We start from the raw sequence: 19,055 nt of genomic DNA on the forward strand, positions 1-19,055 counted from the left end.
GATTACACCTCTTGAACGATAGATACGAATTGTTCAGCCTTTTCTTTATGATCATGAAAGCCAGTTAATTCGTTAAATATTTGCTCTAGTGACCCTTCCTTCGATTTCTCCCGAAGTTGATTAAAGCTCCCATCGGCAATGATCTGTCCGTCATTCAATAGAACGATACGGTTACTAATCTTCTCCACCACATCCATCATGTGCGAAGAATAGAAGATCGTCTTCCCTTGTGCTGCTAGACAAGCAAGTATTTCCTTCACAACAATGACGCTGTTAGCATCTAAACCACTCAGGGGTTCATCTAAGAACAGAATGTCGGGGTTATGTATTAGGCTTGAGATTAACAATACTTTCTGCTTCATTCCCTTAGAGAAAGAAGATACTCTAGATGAGTATACAGACTCTAATCCGAAGCTCTTCATCAGTTGCGCTGCCTTATGGTCCGCTTTACTATAATCTAATCCATATAGCTGCCCTACAAATGTTAAATATTCTTGAGCCGTCAGACTTTCATATATATCTACAACCTCGGGTACGTACCCAATCCTTCTTTTATATTCAACATCACCATCTGAAATATCTCTTCCTAATATCTTGACTTCTCCAATATATCCTTCTAAAAGTCCCAATAGGATCTTTACCGTAGTACTCTTTCCAGCACCATTAGGACCTATATATCCAATGATTTGTCCCTTATATACATCAAGATTAATCCACCTTAGCACAGGTTTATCACCATAATTCATAGCTAAACTTCGTATGGATATCACGGGTTCCTCATTCTCATCCAAGCTAAACACACCTGCCTTCTCTCTAATTTCTCTCCTTGTTATAGTATTCTATCATGACAAATGCAGTTTGAGGAAATTTTTGTATATTTTAGATTTAGACGTAGCCTTCATCACTCGGTTTTTTAATGAGTCTTGCTACATAAAAGAGGAAATGCCACTCTTTGCATCAGAGTGGCATTTCCTCTTTCATTGTTTACCCATTTGGTTTGGTTATTTATTAACAGGGATTTTATGGAATACTTGCTCAAGTAGCACTGCTACTTCCGCTCTTGAAGCATGAGCAGTTGGATTCAGCTTACTCCCGTCTCCTTTTACAATTCCTTCTGTAATCAGAGCAAGCACCGCGTCTTTCGCATAACTCTTCACTTTATCGGAATCTGAAAAATGGTTTAATAAGGATGCTTCGCCAGCTTTCAGCTCAATACCAGACTTGGTCAATGCCTTGTGCAAAATAACCATCAAATCTTGTCTAGTCATTGGCGCTTCAGGATCATACTTATCTCCCCCAAAGCCTTGCACGATTCCTTGTGCCTTCAAGCTTGTGATCGCTTCATAGTAATAGCTGCTTTGCGGAACGTCAGAGAAACGAACTGTTGCATCGGATTTCATACCAAACATTCTCATAAGCAGGAGCGCAAAATCACCACGCTTCATCGCCGCATTTGGAGCAAATACATGTTCTGAAGTACCTAAAACAATTCCTTTGGAATTCAAAAACTCGATCGATTTTTGGGCCCACTTATGATTTTGCAAGTCAACAAACGTGTTCGCTGGCTTACCGTCGCCATCTTCAGCCTTATCAGAGTCGGGGGTTCCTCCCTTGCCTCCAGCATTGTCCTTATCCGTGGTTGTATTGCCACCCGCGCTTCCAGCACCGCTGCTGTTATTGTTATTGCTATTGTTATTGCTATTACTTCCGTTGCTGCTGTTATTTCCATTATTGTTATTATTACTATCGGCTCCGCCGCTGTTATTTCCATTTCCACTGTCTGGCTTATTGCTTCCTTCGTCTGGCTTGCTACCTGTGTCGATAAGAGTCTTCACCGATACTTTCACATGTTTTGAACCCTCTTCTAGCGCCTCGAAAGCCAGCGTGCTTCCATCTGCCTTTACGCTATAAGCATTCGCTATCTCATAGTCTTGAACCAGTCTTTCTCTTACTTTCCGAGCAACTGCAGCCGCATCATCATTCACCACTACAGGTACGGAAATCTGCTTATCGATGGTTCCATCAGACACGTGTACGACCAGATCGCCATCCGCACTCGCACCGTTCTTTACCTGAACGCTGAATTTGGCCTTTTGACCGACCATGCCCCATCTTCCCTCGGTTTTAGTCTCCTGCTCACCCCATGTTAGACCTTCAACAGCCGAGCCTTTACCATTCTCTAGCACATAGCTAAACACATTATCCTCGCTGTTGCCTGTTCCTTGTTTCTGCTTAATAATAATACCGTCTGGAGACGTAGAGGTAATGACCTCGTAATTTCTTCCCTCGCTGTGATGCAGTAATCCAGCTTTCAACACATTGGACACTTCAGCCAATACATCGTTATTTTTCCAACCCACATATAGTTTGGTATTCAACGACAGACTACGCCCCAAATAGTCAATAGTTCTTACTTCCTCGCCATTGATATGTATTTGCAGAACCATTAGAGCCGTCCCAGGACCATTAATCGGTTGACCATTCGACCCTGTAACATCTCCCGATAAAGGTAAGAAGTATTCACCCAGCACCTCGGTCGTATTGCGACCTTCCTTATCCATCGACACATCGCTCATCGTAACGCCCACATTTTTCTTCGGCTCGATCTTCGCATCAACCTGCACGTTTACTTTTGCTTGGACGTTGTTGTCTATTACACCAAGAGGGAGATTGATTAATGTTCCCGTTACCTTCAAGGTCTGTGCTTTTGCATTCCCTTTCTCATAGCCGATGTTATGTAATTCCCACTGGGCATCAACGCTGATCGTGGTTCCATCAGATAAAGTCACAGTTACTTGCTTTGGCAAGTGCAGCGCTTCCGGGGTTGCATTCGTGCCGTTGGCCATTCCGGTAATATCCGCTACATGGTTGATTGACTCGACATAACGCATCGCGCTAATCGTGACATTCGCCGTTACCTTCTCGCTCGGCGCCGCAACGCCGGCAGGCAAATGCACTAGCGTACCCATCACTTTGACTGTTTGCTGTTGTTCATTGCTTGGGTCGTAAGCCGATTCTGCAAGTTCCCACGTCACATCCACTTTATCCTTGCGGCCGTTACTTAGCGTCACGTCTGCCTGCTTAGGCAGATAGAAAGCAAGAGCTGTCTTGCTAATACCATTTGGCACTAGAGGCACCTGTACATCTTCAATATGTGTAACATGATTCGCAGCAGCGACCTTAACCGTCGCTCTCGCTGTCGCTCCATTCGGATTCTTTAATCCAGCTGGAATACCCTTTACCGCACCGGTCACTTCAAAGGTTTGTGCTTCCAATTTACTTGAATCATAGGCACTGTGCTCCACATCCCACTCAATAGGCACCTGAACCTTCTGATTGTCGCTTAATGTAGCTTCAACTTGTTCGGGCAAGCCTAACGCTTTTTCTGTTTTATTCGTGCCGCTGAGCACGTCTTTGATTACCACAGATTGAAGACTCATAATTGTACGCGCCTCACTGAAGGAGACTTTCACCTTCGCCTTCAAGTCATTGCTGTTATCAATCCCAACCGGCAAACCGTAACGGTCTCCCAATCGTCCCGTGAGCTCGACCGTATGAATGCTTTGATCGTGCATGTCATAATCGTCCTGGCTCCAAGTAACCCCAACCGTAGCCGGCGTATCGTCATCCAAGACCACACCCACACTATCCGGTAACCCAAGGCTATAGTAGCTTGTGCCATTCTCTACATCAGGAATATCAGCTAGCGGGTCAACACTCTTGATCTGCTTCGCGGCGGAAATTGTAATTTCAGCCGTTGCCTTTACATTTTGCGGGTTATTTATTCCGTCTGGGAGTCCGGCGCTCCATGAATTTCCCCTTAGCGTCCCCTCTACCGTGAACGTTTGTTCCATAATATTTTCCGGATTATACTTATTAAAATCCCAACGGACATATAGCTCTGTTTCACTGCCATCGCTTAATGTGACCTTGACATGACTTGGCAGCTCAAAATCAAACGCCTTCGTTCGGTATGGATACGTTGAATCCGCAATGGGTTGTACCGATACGATGTCATTTGCGGTAGAATAGGATGCCTGACTTATGCTTGCCGCATTTGTCCTAGACTCCGAATTCTCCACTGCCCCCTCTATAATTGAATTTCCTTGCGGCTGTTCCCTCTGTACCTCATTGGCTGATCCGTCCGCAGACACCCAAGACGGCAACACCAAAGATGTTAATAAACTCGTAGAAACCAAAACATTAAAGATGGCCTTTTTCTGTATCATATTGTTTGCTCCCCTGCTTATTATCAACTATTCATGATAATGATTATCATTATCAACTATGTGCAAATCAAATTATTATTTAAATTTTAATGATTGTCAATATTTTTTTGGAAAATTCAGCCTGTACATCAGGAGCAATGGAGCAATCACACGATAAAAATCAGTTCACGAGGGATCTGTTATTCAGAGTAAGGTCGGAAGGAGATTTCGATTTCTGCGCAAATGCGGGCACTCGTTTAAACCATCGGTCCAGACTAAGCGTGAATGTGCCCGAGCCGCAAAGTAATAACCCAAAAGAGCATGTATAAAGAACAAGACTGATCAGATTCATATTGCCTGACAGAATGAAGTTGACATGCATAAATAAGCAAATGAGGATGCTCGGTAACGTGAACAAACCAACAATCAACAGCACGCCAACCACGATCTGAACGCAGGGAATGACATAGTTAAAACAATCGACATAAGGGAGGCATATATGCTTGATAAAGTCCTTGTAGAATAAAGGGACATTCGGTTTCGTTAAGGCCACTTCCAAATAGTTTTTCAGAAAAACACTAGGCTGCTCGAACCATCCTTTTTCAGTAATTTTGGTAATCCCGGCCAACAACCAGCCTACCCCAAAGGAAACTCGCATAAGTACAACAAAAAACAAGAAAACATGATGCTTTAAAACATGAGAAAAATTCATCCAGCTAAACTCCTTGTCAATATTATTGATAACGATTATCATTATCATTTTTTTAGAGGTTGTTGTCAATACAAAATAAAATTCTCCGCTTCATCCGCTTCTTCACGAATGGTCTTGCATAGATCTTGATTCTATAACCGTATAAATCCTTCGGCTATTAGGATTATTTATGACCATGAACCACCAAAAAAGCCGAGTCACTGGGATCTCGGCTCCTCTATTCTAAACATTAAGCTTTCGAAATCTCATGACTTTACGATACATCGTCTTATCTGCAAGCTTGTTAAAGATATACGGATCTGGACTCGTATTCACTTCAATAATCCATGGATTCATCTTAAGATCAAGCCCAATATCAACACCGATCTGCCTGAAATTAGGATATTTCTGCTGAAGGGCCTTGGCAATATTGACACCTAACTGAGACATCTGGTTCAGGACTCTCTTTTGCTCAATGGCTGATAAATGAGGAGCTAGCAGTTTCCCCATAGCCATAGGTGTTCCTCCACTATGATAATTAGTTACTATTTTACCTGGATGTGCTACTCTGCCAATGATACCCGTTGATACCCATATCCCCTTAGCACCCCGCTGGACCATAACCCGAATATCAAATCTTCGCTTCTGATATTTCAATAGATGGATACCCATCTGAACAAGATAACTCTTACTCTTCGTATACTTACATATGGATGTATAGAATGCTTCGTAAGTACTGAACGTTCGTGTAACCACATCCACTTGGTATTTATAAGTGTAGGCTCCCTGCTTCTCATTCTTCACCCACTCAGCCCGAATAACTCCATTACCATACGTTCCGCGCTCTGGTTTAATATATACCATATTATATTTAGTTAACATTTCCCTTAGGCTACTTTTCGTCAGTTTCACAGTCTCTGGAATATAACGACTAATTGGAGCATGACGTAGCAGCACCTTCGTTTTAATCCATTTACTTGTCAGGGTACGAAGTTTCTTAACCTTCACCTTAACCTTAACTTTTCCTTTCACTTTCATCCTCAATCTCTCCCTTGTGACGAATGTTATGGATCTCCTGTATAACCCACAATCCATATATTCTATTCAGTTCCAGATATTTGGGGCGAGACATTCAACGGCTACAATAAACCCATTTAGGAGACCTAGGATTATAAGCCGTACTTTTTAGAAGGAGACAACATACGTTAAAGAAAGAGTCGATGGTCATTGGAGACCGGATAGGAGGAAAAGGCTTTGCACATACTAATTGTTGCACCAGAACAGATCCCCGTTCCAGGAAGCGGCTCTGTGGAAATATGTATCCTCTCGATAGCCAAGCAGCTTGCGAAGCATCACAAAGTAACCATTATTAGTAAACGATCTTCTCATCTCCCAGTTCAGAGCCATATGGGCAATATAACGGTTGTTCGTGTGACCTCAGGAAGTGCTAGAACTTACATTACCTCTGTCCTTCGGTATATGAAACGCAAATCATACGACTTCATTCAAGTGGATAACCGTCCTTTCTATATGGCCAAAATTAAAAAAGCATTCCCTCGTACACCCGTCTCCATCTTCCTGCATTCCTTAACCTTTGTACCCAACACTTCTGAAATAAAGAACTCCTTAAGAAAAGCAGATTTTATTATTGCTAATAGTAGCTCATTACGACAAAAATTAATTTCTAGATTTCCTGATACCGCTAAAAATATCCATACCGTTGAGCTTGGTGTAGACACCTCTCGCTTTCGCCCAGCTAAGAAGTCTGAGCAAAAAGCGTCTAAAACTAAGTATCGAATTCGCGGAGCCTTCACGGTTCTATTCGTAGGCAGAGTCATTCCACGAAAAGGCGTACCCATCCTCGTTAAAGCTGCTCATCTCGTACGTAAGCACACGCCCATTCATCTCATCATTGTAGGTAGAGGAAGTCCTTCCTACATTCGACGTCTAAAACTCCAAGCTTATAAACTAGGGGTCCCTATCACATTTACGGGAAAAAAATCTCATCAAGAAATCCACAAAATATACCGCATAGCTGACTGTTTTGTCTGCCCATCACAAAAGCACGAGGCCTTCGGTCTCGTCAATGTGGAAGCGATGGCTTCGGGCATTCCGGTCATCGCCTCACGAAATGGTGGAATCCAAGAGGTAGTAAAACACGAACACAATGGCTACCTTGTTGACCGTTACCAGAGACCAAGCGAGTTCGCTGATTATTTACTACGTTTAGCCAAAAGCCCCTCTCTAAGAGATAAATTAAGTGCTAATGGACGAAGCGATGTGCTTCAGCATTTCACTTGGAGCCAGACGTCTACTAAGTTAGCTGCCATCTATAGCAAAGCTATATCATCTTGACTTGATTTAAAGCACTATTGTCGATTATGATGAACGTAATCTTTCAAATGAGGTGACTGGAAATGTCTTTCCATATTATTCGAAGTAACTAAGATTCGGGCTGGATCACAACGCGTACCAGCTATCAAGGGGGTATTCTGACCTTTTGAACCCATGTTAACTTTGACCGATGTTGGACTGACATTCATATCATGATCTCATTGAAGGGTGGAAACAAATAATTATGAACGCATTAGAATATAAAGCTTTTTATGATCGCATTGGCGCAATCAACGGTTGGGATTTTAGTCAACTACAATGTATATCTGAAGGATTGAAGTGGCACTTCTTCAATGAAGTATCCCAAAGGTGCAATAAATATGATCTACTTCTTGATATCGGTACAGGTGGCGGAGAAGCCCTATTATCCATCACTGACTCCGCATTACTTCTAGTTGGGATTGACCATTCCACAGGTATGATTACAACAGCAAATAACAATTTAATGAAATCCCATATAACTAACGTACGATTCATACACATGGATGCTGAGAAACTGGATTTCCCTGACCACTTCTTCAATATAGTCTCTTGTCAGCACTCCCACTTTGACGCAACAGAAATAGCGAGGGTACTCACCCCCGATGGCATCTTCCTCACCCAGCAAGTCAGTGAGCAAGATAAGTTCAATCTTAAACAAGCATTCGGAAGAGGTCAGGCATGGGGAACCGAAGCAGGGACACTCCAGCGTAAGTATATAACTGATTTACAAAAGGCTGGCTTCACTGACATCCAGTTCCTCGAGTGTAATGTAGTGGAATATTATCCCTCAGTAGAGGACTTAGTATTTCTACTTAGTCATACACCTATTATTCCTAACTTCGGAGAGTACGATAACGACTTTGATGTACTGGAGCAATTCATTACTGACCAACGTACTCCAGCAGGAATTAAGACAAACTCAGAACGCTTTATGATCATTGCTAAGAAATAAGGGTAAACATCATGGGTGCCTCTTATTGATTTAACACCCTAAGAACGACCTGCCTTCCGATCTCTGGTGAGCAGGTCGTTCTTATTTGAAGTGACACGAACAAGAAGAAACGGTAACCGTCCTTGAAGGGACGGTTACCGTTTCTCGTAGAAATATAGGCAAAGTAACGTGAACACTTATACTTTGCCTATATTTCAAAAAATTCTTCGTCTCCTAGGCGTAGTTATTAGCACAATCGCGAGTAGATCAAATAGTATTAATGGAAGAAGAAAAGGGGCAAACGAGGTATGAACCTTTTTGTCACTCTTAACGGAAGAAACTTTCAAGTAGATCTTTGTTGCACTTACTCTAACAATCTTTCCGTAAAAAACAGTTCCATATCTCGTTTGAACCTTCACGTGTTTATTTAGATTCCTTTTTGCTGTACGGTAATGGGATTTAACTGACATGTATGTCCCTCCCTTCATCCTAATATATGCTAGGATTGAGCAGGGGTGTGGGCTTTATTAGACAATGATCGCTTTTGTATTGTCGTCTCCCTATTGACCCTTTCGTAGATGGAGGGTTACAATTTGCAAACAATCTTAGATTTAATAGATAAAGGAAGGAAGAATTATATTTATGAATGGCACTTCTATCTCATCATCCACTTTCAGTAAATCTAAACGCTTATGGCTTGCCTTAGTACTGGGGACGTTGTCTGCATTTGGACCGTTTTCGCTAGATATGTATTTACCTTCTCTTCCACTACTAGCCGATGATTTACATACTTCCACCTCTTATGCCCAGCTCAGTCTCACCGCTTGTATGGCTGGTCTGGCCATCGGACAGTTACTGGCGGGACCGCTCAGTGATGTAAGGGGCCGTCGTAAACCATTGATTATTGGTCTTATACTATACACGTTATCTTCTTTATTATGTATTATTGTACCCTCCATATGGTCCTTTGTAGCCTTACGATTCATTCAAGGAGCGGCTGGTGCTGCGGGAATAGTCATCTCTAGAGCTATAGTCAGAGACTTATACTCGGGGACCGAGCTAACGAAGTTCTTTGCCTTACTAATGCTTGTCAATGGGGCTGCCCCCATCATTGCTCCTGTAGCGGGCGGGCAATTGCTTGAGTTTACGACTTGGCGTGGTGTATTTGTCGTATTGAGTCTCATCGGTGTTGTTGCGCTTCTAGCCGTTATATTGGGTCTATCCGAAACACTACCATCAAATCGGCGTGCACGAGGTGGATTAAAGCAAATGTTCACTACCTTCCGTCATATTATGGGCGACCGGTTATTTATGGGCTATGCACTCTCACAAGGTTTAGTAGGTACAGCCATGTTTGCTTATATATCGGGGTCTCCATTTGTCCTCCAGAATATCTATAACGTTTCTCCTCAAATGTTCAGTTTATGCTTCGCTATTAACGGTCTAGGTATCATTATTGCTAGCCAACTAGCAGGCCGATTGGCTGAACGAATAGGAGAGACTAGACTCCTTGTTACTGGACTGATTTTAGCCGCAGTTGGGGGTTCTTGGTTACTTGTTGCCATTACAATGAAGGCTGGATTAATAGGTATCCTTATCCCTCTATTCATCGTTGTATCCTGTGTCGGACTTGTGAATACTTCTGCTTTCTCCTTAGCTATGAAGAACCAAGCTGATTCTGCGGGAAGTGCCTCTGCCTTGCTCGGTGTCATGATGTTCCTCTTCGGTGGAATAGTTGCACCCCTAGTTGGAATCGGCGGAGAGAACACTGCCCTACCTATGGGGATTATTATCGCAATCGCTGATATCGGTGCCTTATTGATCTACCTACTCATGATTGGAACCAAGAAATCTGTTGATTGACCATCCCCCCAGACACTAACCATAATAATCAAATAACTCTCAATAAAAATAGTACCTATAGATCCCCGTTTATGCATGGCGGGGATCTATAGGTACTAAAAGTTCATAGAAGGCTCTCTATTTATATGTAAGAGTGATTGTAATAATATTCACTATATAATATAAAATTTCACATTGGATACTTCATCATTTCATAATCTAGTGTATTCATATCCTGATTTCCAGAAACGATCAATCTTTTATTGCGAATATAAACGTTTATTATCTGATCTAGCTCCATAGATTTGTTCAATACTCTTTCATCTATAATACCATGGATATTCGCCAGTCTATTTAACTCTCTACGTGTACACTCTATCAATTCATTTATGGCATCTAAATTCATAGGTGTGCCCCTCCCTTGTTTCGACTATATTATCCCAAGTTACCAAAAGTTTAGGTTATAAAGTTAAAATCCTTTTTGCACCAAAAAAAATTAGGCGACCTCTCCCCGGTAGAATACCGAGAAGCGATCGCCGCTTAAGAAACTCTTTTTATTACTGTCTACTTGAGGGGGCTTATGACCATAACGGCTCCAGCTTCAAATGAGGTCCTTCACATATTATTAAATCGTGATATCGCAAATGGGCTAATGTCCTGCGTCGTCTCCTGCTTCACGATCAGATCCGATAAAATTTCTCCTACGACACTTGAGAATTTGAATCCATGTCCTGAGAAGCCACCCGCTAACAGTATATTAGGATAAGCTGGATGGTAATCTATGATGAAGTCCTCATCGGGCGTCATCTCATATTTACATACGGCACCACGAATGAGGTTCCCTGCTGCTGATGGCATGTAAGTCTCAAGTGCCCTGCGTAGATCGGCTTCATCATCGGCATAAGCTCCGAACGGCTCAATAGGTTCGCCAGGCTGCCAAGGTACACCTTGATTATGTCGGCCAATCTTGACACCGGCACCTCCTATGCTTGGAAATCCATAAAATCCACCCTCTACAGTTCCAAGTGTAAAACCGGGAAAGTTCCCTGCATCAAAGATCGGCACCTCACTCTGAAACCAGCCCACAGCCTTACGAATGGATTGGATCGGCAATGTAATGAACGGTTCCAATGTCTTGAACCAAGCTCCTGCGCTTAAAATTGCTTTCTCTGCATGAAATACACCATGCTGTGTGTATACAGACACTCCACCATGATCTGCACCAATGGATTCAACCCTTGTATAGGGTAGCAAGGTTGCTCCAGCTGCCAATGCCATCTGGCGATAGGCTCCCACGCATTTCTCACTGAATAAATATCCTGCCTCCGGTTCATACATCCCTGCGAAATCCTCTGTAAGCCGAATACCCGGCCACCGCTTCGCGATTTCATCTGCATCTAGTAGTTCTATCGGAACTCCGAATTGAAGGGAATCTTTCAGCCGTTCTTCATATGAATACACTTTGGAAGACGACATATTCAATACACCCGATTGAACAAATAGCGAAGTTTCTGTTGCTTCTTCTAACTCATTCCAAAGTTTGTGTGCTCGGAGGGCCATCGATACATAGGGTGGGCCACCATGATAAGCATGTCGGATTAACCGGGACTCTCCATGATGGCTTCCTTCCTGATGTGGAGGATCAAAGGTATCAATAAGCAGTGTACGTACGCCCTGCATAGCCAGATGATACCCTGCACTCATGCCCATCGATCCTGCCCCTATGACAATGACGTCGTATAACGTACGAATGACAATCCCTCCTATTCTGATTCCATCTATTCTAATCGGTCATTAACAACTGATGAATGGCTCTTTCTGACAAGTTCGCGAAATACTGTGCACTGATAAGTAAAGCCCGCTCATCGATATCAAAAGCAGGGTGATGCCATTCCTGTCGTCCTGAGGTTCCCATGAAGACGAAGAACCCTGGAATCTCCTTCTGATAAAAGGCAAAATCCTCTCCTGCAGGAGAGGGTGCTACTGCGACAACTTCTAGCCCCACGCTATTCGCTGCTTCGATCGTAAGTCGCTCAAGTGAGCTATCATTATGTACTGACGGCGGACCTGCAATCCACTTCACACTTGCAGTTGCTCCATACGCAATAGCCACTCCATCAACAACCTGCTTGAACCGCTCTAGAATGCGAGATCGCACCTTGTCATCAAATGTTCGAATCGTCCCATCTAGAATTGCTTTATCCGAGATGACATTCCAAGCCGTTCCACTATGAATCCGAGTTACGCTAATCACCGCACTCTGAAGAGAACTCACATTACGACTGACAATAGACTGTAATGCGGTCACGATATGCGCTGCGGTCACGATTGAGTCTATCCCCGCCTCTGGAACGGCTGCATGGGTGCCCACTCCCTTCACTTCGATCACGAAACCATCTGCGGCAGCCATCAGTGCGCCTGATTTAATACCAATAGTCCCTACAGGTAAGTCTGGCTTATTATGCATTCCAAATATGGCCTGCACACCTTCCAACGCCCCGCTTTGGATGACCAACTTAGCCCCTTTAGCCTTTTCCTCTGCCGGTTGAAAAATAAATCTTACAGTTCCCTTTAATTCCTGCTCTCTCTGCTTCAATAACAAAGCAGCGCCTAATATTGCAGCCGTATGAAAATCATGTCCACACGCATGCATTTTTCCAGGAATTAAGGATGCATAAGGCAGACCCGTCTCTTCTTGAATAGGTAGCGCATCAATGTCTGCTCGGATAGCCACAATGGGCCCACCATGATGTCCGCCCACTTCCGCAATAATTCCTGTTGCTAACGAATAATCAACGACTTTAATGCCTGCTTCCTCCAACCAACCACGAATAGACTCCGTGGTTTCAAACTCCTCATGAGATAATTCTGGATTCAAATGTAAATGACGTCTAATCTCGATTAATTGTTGTTCTAACATTATTGTTCACCCTCTACTAGTACTTCCGAGAAAGCTTCCTTGAGTAGCTTATAGGAATGAATGCGCTTAGAGAAATCTTTTAGCGCTGTCGTCACGATAAACTCCTCTATGCCATATTGTTGTTGTAAACCAAGTAAGGCTTGACGAACCGTTTCCTTAGACCCTGTTGTAATTTCTGCATCTTTAACTTCAATGCGGTAGGGTTCATCAGCCTGTTTCCCGAAATTCTCAGCTTGGTTTAACGTACCCACGGTGACGCTCTTGCCACTATCCAAATGAATCTTGAACAGTTTGTGATCACCTGCTAATTCTTTTGCTTCCTCATCTGTATCTGCAATAATCGCCGAGAGTGCGAGAATAAGCTGAGGTTCTCTTCCCTTATTATGATTAAAATGGCATCGATATGCGGCTAAAGCATTGTGAGCTATCTCAGGATCACTATTAATAAATTGAGCAAATACATAAGGAAATCCTAACTCGGCAGCAGACTTTGCACTAGCTACGCTAGCTCCAAGCAGATAAATATCTGCTGGATGTTCCGGAATAGGTGTGGCACGTAGTCCTTCATGAGGATGATTGTCACCCAACAGGTTATACACATACTGTTCAAGATCTTGCAATTTATGTTCCAAGGACGGAGCATCTACAATTCCATGCTGAAGTGCCTTCGTAGAACGAGGAAGTCCACCGGGCGCCCTCCCAATCCCAAGATCTACTCTACCTGGAGCCAACGTTGCTAGTATATTGAAATTCTCTGCTACTTTGTAAGGACTATAATGCTGTAGCATAATCCCCCCTGAACCAATACGAATGGATTCTGTTCTAGCCAATAAATAAGAAATGAGTACTTCAGGTGAAGATCCCACAACTTGATCCGAGTCATGATGCTCCGATACCCAGAATCTGTGATAACCCCATTCCTCCGCGACTTTGACTAATTCTAATGTATGCCGAAACGCATCTGCTGCACTATCTCCTTCAAACACAGGACTTTGATCTAATATACTTAACTTAATGCCCATGTGAATCTCACTCCCTTTCCTACCTCATTTATAGAGGTTTTTCAAAAAGTCGTCTATTTGAACTCACATTTATATGGAATAGTTCCATTCCGATGTAATACGCTTTAGAAATTGCTTCGTACGTTCTTCTTTAGGTGACCCGAATATGTCCTGTGGCCGACCTTCCTCTACAATGACGCCACCATCCATAAAAACCACATGGTTCGATACGTCACGAGCAAAGCCCATCTCATGCGTAACGACAATCATAGTGATCCCTTCCTTAGCAATTTTACGGATGACGTCCAATACTTCACCAACGAGTTCGGGATCAAGGGCTGAGGTAGGCTCATCGAACAAAATAACTTCGGGATTAAGTGCAAGTGCCCGCGCAATCCCAACACGCTGCTGCTGCCCACCTGATAGTTGACTAGGAAAGGCATCCAGTTTAGCGCCAAGCCCTACCTTCTCTAGCATTTGTACGCTTTTCTGTTTAGCCTCTTCCTTTGGTAACTTCTGTACGACGACGAGCCCCTCCATGACATTCTCCAGCACAGTCTTATGCTTAAATAAGTTATAATGCTGAAACACCATCGCTGATTTCTGTCTAAGATTGTGGATATCCTTTTTACTTGCTTGTTTGTAATCAAGGCTGAAGTCGCCAATGTCAATTTGACCCTCACTCGGTTTCTCCAAATAATTGATGCAGCGAAGCAATGTCGTCTTACCTGAGCCACTCGGACCTAGAATGACGACGACTTCCCCTTTATTCACAGTCAGATTGATATGATGTAATACTTGATTTTTACCAAAAGATTTGGAGATATCGGTCAATCTAATCACGCTACACCACCTCGATTATAAGTATTGATCCGTTTCTCCAGCATCCCCGTTCCTCTCTCAATTAGAAAGGTCATTCCCCAGAAGATCAACGCTGCTGCAATATAGGACTCTAGGAACTTCCAGTTGGTCGCTGCCACGATCTGAGCTTGTGCGTTAATCTCAACAACAGAAATAGTAAAAGCCAGCGTCGAACCATGTAGCATACCGATAAGGTTATTCGATAGGTTGGGTAGACAAACTGCCAACGCTTGCGGAAGCACAATTCTCCGCAAGGCTTGCGCAGTCGTCATCCCAATCGAATAGGCAGCTTCCATCTGTCCACGATTAACCGCCAATATTCCTGACCTGATGACCTCCGACATATAGGCACCCGCCGTTAGAGAAAATGAAATATACACAAATATGATTAAAGGAATTGTATTCGATTGAAATCCTAAACCCCAAGCTCCCGATAAACCATCTATAAGCTTCGGAAGCCCAAAATAAATAAGGAGTAAATGCATCAACATGGGCGTTCCACGAATGAACAAAACGTACGCAGAGGCCAAAGGATACAACACCGGCACCTTATATACTCGAATTAGAGCAACCATAGAGCCAATAATAAAGCCATTTGTAACCGAAACGATCGTGATGATTAACGTTGTAGGAAGTGCTTTTAACAAACTTATCAAGGCCGTTAGAATAAACGATGGATCAATCTGCACGATGGATCACCCCACCCTTCTCGATTCGTGGCACTAACCTCCTCCGCAATCCACCTAACACTCTCCATGATTGTTTTGTATCCACATCCTGTCGGTCATGTCTTAGCAACCTTTTCTCCATATAGAAGAATAATCTTTCGAGCGCTGTACTTATAACGAAATAGATAAATGATAAAGCAATGTAAGTCTCTATAAAATGCTGTGTCGCTAGACCAAGTGTCTGAGATTTACCCGTCATCTCCATGGCTCCTAGCGTAAATGCAAGGGAGGTATCCTTCAGATTGGCAATGACCAAATTAGCTAGAATAGGTATAGATATCGCTAGTGCCTGCGGGAGTACGATTCTCGTGAATGCCTTATAACCACTCATTCCAACTGAATATGCTGCTTCTACCTGACCCCGATCAACGGCATTTACTGCTGCTCGTATAGCTTCGGAAATAAAGGCTCCGCTATGTAGCGCATAGGTTAAGATAACGAATATGAGCACATCTGCCCTCGAAGTATCTATGTGTACCAGCTTCAACAATTCCGGTAAACCATAATAGATTAGAAATAATTGAATCAGAATTGGAGTTCCGCGAAAAAAAGATACATAGACTTGCGAGATTCTCTTCAATACCGGTACATTGTATAACCTAGGTAACGCCACCAGAAATCCAATGACGATCCCAAGCATGATGGAGCTGGCTACAATGAACAGGGTAATATGCAGATAAGACAATAGTTTGGGTAGGAAATCCAATACATAGCTAATATCAAATTTTCTTCCCACGCCTACACCTCCTGTTTGAAATGATCATTTAGTTCGCACATCTTATTTCGATTTTTCTTCATCCAACGTCTTCGTTAAATCTTCCCCTAACCACTGAATACTTAATTTAGCCAGCTCGCCATTCTCCTTCAGTGTCTTGATTGCTTCGTCTAGCTTGTCGGACAATTCCTGACCATCCTTACGTAATACGAACAATACATTGGATTGAATCAGCGGGTCTCCTACGGTTTTCAAAGCAGGCTTACCATCCGCACCAGGATAGTGGGATTTAAGCGCAAAATCAGTCGTTAGTGTAGCGTCTACTCGCTTACCTTCAATCTGGGCTACTAGATCATTGGCCTCGCCACTCGTATACACAATGTTAATCGCATCATTATTTTCTGTGTTGTACTGCTTTAGGAAATAGGCTTGGTTACTAGTCGGTCCTATGAGTACCTTTTTACCTTTTAAATCAGCAATCGATTGAATTGTATTATCATTCTTAGCTACGGCTACTTTTGATAAAAAGATGCTATATGGCTCTTTGTTGAACAAAAATTTCTGCTCACGTTCAGGGTTTTTCTCCATTTGGTGCGCAATGAAATCAATCTTATTCGTCTCTAGGCTGAGTAGTAAGCTGTCAAAATCCATCGTTTTAAGTTCAAATTCATATTCAGGCAATAGTTTGTCAATTTCTTTCACTAGCTCCACGTCAAAACCTGTCAAATTACCATTCGTATCTATGAAACATACATCAGGGAACTCCGTACCTGTTCCTACAATAATTTTCTTCACTTCTTCTGCACTTCCCGTTGTTCCTTCTGCCTTAGGAGCATCCGAAGTAGCATTATTATTGTTCGAACCACAGCCTGTTACCAACACAACGAGTAATAGTACTGCACTTAGCATGCTTAAATTTTTCATTCTGATCTCCCCCAATTTTTAATTTATCTATTATAGAACCCTATTAGCTTTAGCTTACCTGGCTTCATATAATTCTAGATTCACGATTTTGCGCAAGTACACGATATTCCCATTCCCTTGCCCATGATCCACTTCATAGAAACGCTCATAGCCTTTACGTTCATACATCGGAACTAACCACGGATGTCGCTCTGCTGTAGCAAGCGTTACTGCTGCTGCCTTCATTTTATCGCGTATAATTGTCGTCTCCACCCAGTTCAGCAGCCTCGTTCCTACACCTTTTCCTTTATGCGTTGGATCTACCGCGAACCACCAGATAAACGGATGCTCTGTAACCTTCTTTATTTCAGCAAACTCAGCAACAGTAAGCATAGCCACTATCTTCCCATCTACTTCAAGCACGTAACAATCGTTATTCGTAATATTACTGGTCACGAGTTCAACATTAGCCGTAGCCGCTGAAAATTTGATACCTAGCTCCCGTATCGGAGCATACGCCCGGAGCGTTACATCCAGTAATTCCTCCACGTCCTCGCTTGTGGCCAAACGATAAATTTCACCCATGTAATCACCTCTTTAGAATGTATGATTTCGTATACCAATAATTCCTATGGTTTTGGTGCGAATTAGTGTTGAACTAACTTTACAACCCCGCGGTCTGCTCGTCAACGGGGTAACTAATAGAGCTTTTCTATATGCATATACAATAATTCAATTCGGATAAAAAAGAGGTTGACCAGATTTAGCTAGTCAACCTCTTATACGAAAGTATTTTACAGTTATGTTTGGGTTTCATTTAGCCTTTATTCTCACAAAAATGGATTGGATCACAATCTATAATTATTGATGATTTCCCCATGTCAAATCATCTACACATGTACCTTTTTCTCTAAGTCTGTGCTGTGGCCACCTGATAATATTTCCTTACCTATCTTGAGCATCGTATTATAGATTACTGTATTCTCTCCGTGGAGCGTAACCAGATTCGTCTGTAAAGAAATATTAGACACTTCACGAAAATAGATCGGGAACAACTTCTGCTCAGCCACTTCCTCACTTACGCACCGACTCGGTAAAAAGCAAATTCCTGCCTTATTGAGAACTAGCTTCTTTGCTGTCTCTAAATTATCTGTCATAAACTCAATATTGGGAGGGTAATCTAAATTCTCAAATACACGATGTAGCTGCATCCAATCGAGTGCACCACATTCAAAGAATACTAAAGCTTCCTGCATAATATCTTCAATTGATACCTGCTCATTACTAATAAAAGGATGTCCCTCGTATACATATAACGTAATAGGATCTGTATAGAGCTTAGCGGATTGAAGGTTCGGATGAGATATATTTCGAACAAACCCAATATCCAGCTCCTTGTTAAGGGTCTTATTCACAATATCATCTGTAATTCCTACACTAAGCTTAAAAATAATATCTGGATATAGTAGCTTCATACGTGGAAGTAGATTTGGGATTACATAGTTAGATACTGAAATGGTGCAGCCAATTCGTAATTCATTGGGAAGTGCTTTTTGCTTTTGAAGCTGCATTTTTCCCTTTTGGTACGTTTGTAGAATCTGCTGAGCGTAGGGTAAGAACTGTTTTCCCTTGTCTGTTAATTGAACCTGTCTTCCACAACGGTCAAATAACTTACAATCCAACTCACGTTCAAGTGATTGTATACGAGCAGTTACCGAAGGCTGAGATAGAAATAACATATCTGCTGCTTTATTGAAACTACCGTAATGAATAACGTACACAAAGGCCTCCAAGTTCTCAATATTCATCTAATCCCACCTCCATTTTGCTTCTAACCATATACTCACTTTTCATATGTAATAACTTGGTTTTATTGCCG

The 19,055-nt window shown here is 42.6% G+C and carries 17 protein-coding genes; 3 read left to right on the forward strand and 14 right to left on the reverse strand.

Annotation, left to right across the window (positions count from 1 at the left end; translation table 11 throughout):
• Positions 1–2 precede the first annotated feature (2 nt).
• From UB51_RS20785 to UB51_RS20800, 4 genes are all read right to left on the reverse strand, one after another.
• Positions 3–791, reverse strand: a complete 789-nt coding sequence (locus tag UB51_RS20785; RefSeq protein ID WP_044880335.1) for an ABC transporter ATP-binding protein — start codon at positions 789–791, stop codon at positions 3–5.
• Positions 792–1,001: 210 nt separating this feature from the next.
• Positions 1,002–4,229 carry an Ig-like domain-containing protein gene (locus UB51_RS20790; protein WP_044878934.1) on the reverse strand — a complete coding sequence of 1,076 codons (3,228 nt, stop codon included), beginning with the start codon at positions 4,227–4,229 and terminating at the stop codon, positions 1,002–1,004.
• 160 nt (positions 4,230–4,389) lie between these two features.
• Positions 4,390–4,920 (reverse strand): DoxX family membrane protein, encoded by a 531-nt coding sequence (locus UB51_RS20795; RefSeq protein ID WP_044878935.1) that lies wholly within the window; start codon positions 4,918–4,920, stop codon positions 4,390–4,392.
• Positions 4,921–5,142: 222 nt separating this feature from the next.
• On the reverse strand, positions 5,143–5,937 hold the full coding sequence (locus UB51_RS20800) for a YheC/YheD family protein (protein ID WP_044878936.1): 795 nt from the start codon (positions 5,935–5,937) through the stop codon (positions 5,143–5,145).
• Between the two features lie 216 nt (positions 5,938–6,153).
• Between UB51_RS20800 and UB51_RS20805 the strand changes: the two genes are divergently transcribed.
• The 3 genes from UB51_RS20805 to UB51_RS20820 all read left to right on the forward strand — a co-directional run bounded on the left by UB51_RS20805 (position 6,154) and on the right by UB51_RS20820 (position 10,069).
• Positions 6,154–7,254 carry a glycosyltransferase family 4 protein gene (locus tag UB51_RS20805; RefSeq protein ID WP_044878937.1) on the forward strand — a complete coding sequence of 367 codons (1,101 nt, stop codon included), beginning with the start codon at positions 6,154–6,156 and terminating at the stop codon, positions 7,252–7,254.
• A gap of 223 nt (positions 7,255–7,477) precedes the next feature.
• Complete coding sequence (locus UB51_RS20810) at positions 7,478–8,227, forward strand: class I SAM-dependent methyltransferase (RefSeq protein ID WP_044878938.1); 750 nt, start codon at positions 7,478–7,480, stop codon at positions 8,225–8,227.
• Positions 8,228–8,848: 621 nt separating this feature from the next.
• Entirely contained in the window at positions 8,849–10,069 is a 1,221-nt protein-coding gene (locus tag UB51_RS20820) for a multidrug effflux MFS transporter (RefSeq protein WP_044878940.1), read from the forward strand.
• 169 nt (positions 10,070–10,238) lie between these two features.
• Here UB51_RS20820 and UB51_RS20825 read toward each other — a convergent pair whose 3' ends face one another.
• The 10 genes from UB51_RS20825 to UB51_RS20870 form a co-directional block, all read right to left on the reverse strand.
• A complete protein-coding gene (locus tag UB51_RS20825; RefSeq protein ID WP_044878941.1) occupies positions 10,239–10,454 on the reverse strand; it encodes an aspartyl-phosphate phosphatase Spo0E family protein in 216 nt (71 codons plus the stop codon).
• 209 nt (positions 10,455–10,663) lie between these two features.
• Positions 10,664–11,806 carry an N-methyl-L-tryptophan oxidase gene (gene solA / locus UB51_RS20830; protein WP_267884768.1) on the reverse strand — a complete coding sequence of 381 codons (1,143 nt, stop codon included), beginning with the start codon at positions 11,804–11,806 and terminating at the stop codon, positions 10,664–10,666.
• A 25-nt stretch (positions 11,807–11,831) separates the two neighbouring features.
• Entirely contained in the window at positions 11,832–12,968 is a 1,137-nt protein-coding gene (locus UB51_RS20835) for an amidohydrolase (RefSeq protein ID WP_044878943.1), read from the reverse strand.
• Positions 12,968–13,990 carry an LLM class flavin-dependent oxidoreductase gene (locus UB51_RS20840; RefSeq protein WP_044878944.1) on the reverse strand — a complete coding sequence of 341 codons (1,023 nt, stop codon included), beginning with the start codon at positions 13,988–13,990 and terminating at the stop codon, positions 12,968–12,970. The genes UB51_RS20835 and UB51_RS20840 overlap by 1 nt, the downstream gene beginning before the upstream one ends.
• A 69-nt stretch (positions 13,991–14,059) precedes the next feature.
• Positions 14,060–14,812 (reverse strand): amino acid ABC transporter ATP-binding protein, encoded by a 753-nt coding sequence (locus UB51_RS20845; RefSeq protein ID WP_044878945.1) that lies wholly within the window; start codon positions 14,810–14,812, stop codon positions 14,060–14,062.
• Positions 14,809–15,519: an amino acid ABC transporter permease gene (locus tag UB51_RS20850; RefSeq protein WP_044878946.1), complete on the reverse strand. Its 711-nt coding sequence runs from the start codon at positions 15,517–15,519 to the stop codon at positions 14,809–14,811. The genes UB51_RS20845 and UB51_RS20850 overlap by 4 nt, the downstream gene beginning before the upstream one ends.
• Positions 15,509–16,294 (reverse strand): amino acid ABC transporter permease, encoded by a 786-nt coding sequence (locus UB51_RS20855; protein WP_044878947.1) that lies wholly within the window; start codon positions 16,292–16,294, stop codon positions 15,509–15,511. Before UB51_RS20855 ends, UB51_RS20850 begins: the two co-directional genes overlap by 11 nt.
• A 42-nt stretch (positions 16,295–16,336) precedes the next feature.
• Positions 16,337–17,197: a transporter substrate-binding domain-containing protein gene (locus UB51_RS20860; protein ID WP_044878948.1), complete on the reverse strand. Its 861-nt coding sequence runs from the start codon at positions 17,195–17,197 to the stop codon at positions 16,337–16,339.
• A 54-nt stretch (positions 17,198–17,251) separates the two neighbouring features.
• Positions 17,252–17,761 carry a GNAT family N-acetyltransferase gene (locus tag UB51_RS20865; protein WP_044878949.1) on the reverse strand — a complete coding sequence of 170 codons (510 nt, stop codon included), beginning with the start codon at positions 17,759–17,761 and terminating at the stop codon, positions 17,252–17,254.
• A gap of 305 nt (positions 17,762–18,066) precedes the next feature.
• Positions 18,067–18,984, reverse strand: a complete 918-nt coding sequence (locus UB51_RS20870) for a LysR family transcriptional regulator (protein WP_044878950.1) — start codon at positions 18,982–18,984, stop codon at positions 18,067–18,069.
• Between the last annotated feature and the right edge of the window lie 71 nt (positions 18,985–19,055).

It is taken from the genome of Paenibacillus sp. IHBB 10380, assembly GCF_000949425.1.
GTDB lineage: Bacteria > Bacillota > Bacilli > Paenibacillales > Paenibacillaceae > Paenibacillus_AQ.

Excerpts from the sequence above, each read along its gene's own strand:
- UB51_RS20790 (WP_044878934.1), bottom strand. The coding sequence starts at position 4,229 with ATGATACAGAAAAAGGCCATCTTTAATGTTTTGGTTTCTACGAGTTTA.
- UB51_RS20795 (WP_044878935.1), bottom strand. The coding sequence starts at position 4,920 with ATGAATTTTTCTCATGTTTTAAAGCATCATGTTTTCTTGTTTTTTGTT.
- UB51_RS20800 (WP_044878936.1), bottom strand. The coding sequence starts at position 5,937 with ATGAAAGTGAAAGGAAAAGTTAAGGTTAAGGTGAAGGTTAAGAAACTT.
- UB51_RS20810 (WP_044878938.1), top strand. The coding sequence starts at position 7,478 with ATGAACGCATTAGAATATAAAGCTTTTTATGATCGCATTGGCGCAATC.
- UB51_RS20820 (WP_044878940.1), top strand. The coding sequence starts at position 8,849 with ATGAATGGCACTTCTATCTCATCATCCACTTTCAGTAAATCTAAACGC.
- UB51_RS20825 (WP_044878941.1), bottom strand. The coding sequence starts at position 10,454 with ATGAATTTAGATGCCATAAATGAATTGATAGAGTGTACACGTAGAGAG.
- UB51_RS20835 (WP_044878943.1), bottom strand. The coding sequence starts at position 12,968 with ATGTTAGAACAACAATTAATCGAGATTAGACGTCATTTACATTTGAAT.
- UB51_RS20840 (WP_044878944.1), bottom strand. The coding sequence starts at position 13,990 with ATGGGCATTAAGTTAAGTATATTAGATCAAAGTCCTGTGTTTGAAGGA.
- UB51_RS20860 (WP_044878948.1), bottom strand. The coding sequence starts at position 17,197 with ATGAAAAATTTAAGCATGCTAAGTGCAGTACTATTACTCGTTGTGTTG.
- UB51_RS20865 (WP_044878949.1), bottom strand. The coding sequence starts at position 17,761 with ATGGGTGAAATTTATCGTTTGGCCACAAGCGAGGACGTGGAGGAATTA.
- UB51_RS20870 (WP_044878950.1), bottom strand. The coding sequence starts at position 18,984 with ATGAATATTGAGAACTTGGAGGCCTTTGTGTACGTTATTCATTACGGT.